At 51.2% G+C, this 2,848-nt stretch carries 4 protein-coding genes; all 4 read left to right on the top strand.

Features of this window, described 5'->3' with window-relative positions; genetic code table 11:
* Positions 1 to 370: glycine betaine ABC transporter substrate-binding protein (locus tag QA609_RS24565; protein WP_278305246.1), on the top strand; the 370-nt coding region annotated here is incomplete at its 5' end.
* Entirely contained in the window at positions 370 to 1,086 is a 717-nt protein-coding gene (locus QA609_RS24560) for an ABC transporter permease (RefSeq protein ID WP_005557530.1), read from the top strand. The genes QA609_RS24565 and QA609_RS24560, both read left to right, overlap by 1 nt.
* The gene (locus tag QA609_RS24555) at positions 1,083 to 2,141 is read left to right on the top strand and encodes an ABC transporter ATP-binding protein (protein ID WP_278305245.1); all 1,059 of its coding nucleotides are present in this window, start codon (positions 1,083 to 1,085) and stop codon (positions 2,139 to 2,141) included. Before QA609_RS24560 ends, QA609_RS24555 begins: the two co-directional genes overlap by 4 nt.
* A gap of 3 nt (positions 2,142 to 2,144) precedes the next feature.
* The gene (locus QA609_RS24550) at positions 2,145 to 2,819 is read left to right on the top strand and encodes an ABC transporter permease (protein WP_005557527.1); all 675 of its coding nucleotides are present in this window, start codon (positions 2,145 to 2,147) and stop codon (positions 2,817 to 2,819) included.
* Positions 2,820 to 2,848 lie beyond the last annotated feature (29 nt).

The raw sequence follows: 2,848 nt of genomic DNA, 5'->3' as shown, positions 1-2,848 counted from the left end.
CATTGATCACTACGAATTTCCCGAGGAGGGTCGAATAGACGTCCGAAATATCGAGTCTGGACTGCTGTACCAGGTCGTCGGTGAGGGTGAAGCCGATATCGGTGTCGGTTTCAATACAGACCCACGCATCCTACAGTTTGACCTACAGGTGCTCGAGGATGACGAGCACTTTTTCCCGGGCTACAATGCGGCCCCCATGATACCCACGTCGACGATCGAATCTCACCCATCGATTCGTGAACAGTTGAACGAAATGAGCGCGGATCTAACTACTGAACAAATACGTGAACTCAACAATCGGGTTGCGATCGACAATGCGAATCCACAGACTGTAGCCAGAGAGTATCTACGCGAAACGGGGGTACTCTAATGTCTACGCTTGTCGATCCGCTATCACTGTTCGCAAACCAGTACGTCGAGTACTTCCTTACCAACAGAGAGCTTCTATGGGAGTTACTCGTTAATCATATCATCGTCGTCATCGACTCTGTATGGTTCGCACTCCTCATTGGCGTTCCACTTGGAGTGCTCGCTACTTACAACGACCGCCTTGGAAAGGGCATTCTCTGGAGTGCGAGTATGATGATGACGGTGCCGAGCATTGCTCTCTTCGGACTGCTAATTCCTCTCGTCGGAATTGGGGAACTTCCAGTTGTGATTGCGCTTATCCTCTACGCACAGTTGCCCATTATCAGAAACACGTACCTAGGTCTTACGCAGGTTGACGAAGCAACCATCGAGGCCGGGCGTGGAATGGGAATGACAAAAACGCAACGGCTCCTGCGACTCCAACTTCCCCAAGCAGTTCCAGTTATTATGGCGGGTGTGCGCAATGCCGTTGTTATCCTCGTCGGTATTGCCGCTATTGGAGCTTTCATCGGGGCAAATAATCTCGGTGATCCCATCTTTAACGGCATCAGCGAGGCCAACACCGCGGCAATCGTTGTCTCGACAATTATAGTGTCGCTACTTGCACTGGCCTTTGATTACATCTTCCAAGTCCTCGAACAGGTCTTCAGACTTCAGAACGGCGAAGACATCGAATTGACTCTCGGTACGCGATTCATCCAGAGGTCGATAGCATGACTAAGACGAACACAACAGGTACGACAGAAGCATCGGACACGATGATTAAATTCGATGGCGTTACCAAGATATACTCGGACCAGACCGTCGCTATCGAAGATATCAGCTTCAAGGTTGAACGTGGAACGACAACAGTCTTCGTGGGCCCTTCAGGTTGTGGCAAAACCACGACGATGACCCTCGTCAACCGAATGCAGGACCCAACAGAGGGGGCAGTGTACTACGATGGCACTGATATACAGGAGCTGGACAAAGTCGATCTGCGACGAGATATTGGCTACGTGATTCAGGAGATCGGACTGTTCGATCATATGACTGTTGGAGAAAATATCGCAACAGTCCCTGAACTCAAAGGCTGGGATCAGTCCCGTATCGATGACCGCGTTGACGAACTGCTCAAGTTGATGGATCTCGAACCGGGAACGTATCGCGACCAGTATCCCAACGCCCTCTCTGGTGGCCAACAACAGCGAATTGGCGTTGCTCGTGCACTTGCTGCAGATCCCGATGTCCTGTTAATGGATGAGCCCTTCGGTGCGCTTGATCCACTTACCCGCGAGGAACTGCAGGATGAGTTCCTCGAAATCCAGGAACGAATTGATACGACGATTCTCTTCGTCACACATGACATCAATGAAGCGCTGAAAATGGGTGATAAAATTGCAATCTTTGATGTTGGCGAGCTTGTGCAGTATGGGTCGCCCAGAGAGATTCTGCATAACCCAGCTACTGATTTCGTCAAAGACTTCATTGGAGATGATAAAACGTTGAAAGAGCTCCAGATCACCCCCGTCCGGGATATTATGTCGGAGTCGGTACCTACAGCTGAGCAGCCAACAGCTTCAGCTGTTACCGAGACCGGAGAAGACTCTACTGCGGCACTCGCGGATGGAACTGGGGATCAGTACGTCACTCCAACGGATACAGTCGACATCGCACTCTCTCGGATGATTGAAATTGATACACAATCACTCCCCGTTGTCAGAGATGATGACGTCGTAGGCACTATTACGGAATCTTCGATTCGTGCGCACCAATCGAACGGTGGTGTGTGATCGATGGGACTGATTGATGCACTTCTCGCAGCCTATGCCTACCTCGTAGCGAACTTTGACGAGTTTCTTGGGCTGTTAGCAGAACATCTAGCCCTCGTCCTTGTGTCGGTCACCTTGGCAATTATGATTGCCATCCCAATGGGTGTCCTCGCCACACGAAACGAGCGTGCAAAATCTATCGTCATGAGTTTCGGAAACGTCTCACAGACGATTCCAACACTCGCTATCATCGCACTCGTCTTCCCTATACTTGGTCTCGGCTTCCTGCCTGCACTGGTCGGCCTGTTCGCGTATGCGCTTCTGCCGATCTTGACCAATACTGTTGCTGGTCTCGAGAACGTTGATGAGAGTACCGTCGAAGCAGCGCGAGGTATGGGAATGACTGAAAATCAGATTCTTCGACAAATTCAACTTCCGCTAGCTGTTCCTGTCATCTTCGCCGGTATTCGAACGAGTGCCGTTCTCAACGTCGGGACTGCATATCTCGCGTTCTTCATCGGCGGAGGAGGTCTTGGTGTCTGGGTCATCAGTGGGATTTCGCTCTTCAATACCCCTCAGCTGCTTGCCGGCGCCATTCCTGGTGCGTTACTGGCTATCGGTCTTGACTCGCTGTTTGGATTTATTGAGGGACGGCTTAGTGGTGAGAGCATGCCAGAACAGTCTCCAGCGGCCGGGTGAGTGTTCTTAGAGCTTCACGTTGTTGTGCT

Origin of the sequence: Natronococcus sp. A-GB7 (assembly GCF_029688865.1) — an archaeon.
Lineage (GTDB): Archaea > Halobacteriota > Halobacteria > Halobacteriales > Natrialbaceae > Natronococcus.
This window is presented reverse-complemented; position numbering and strand designations above follow the sequence as displayed.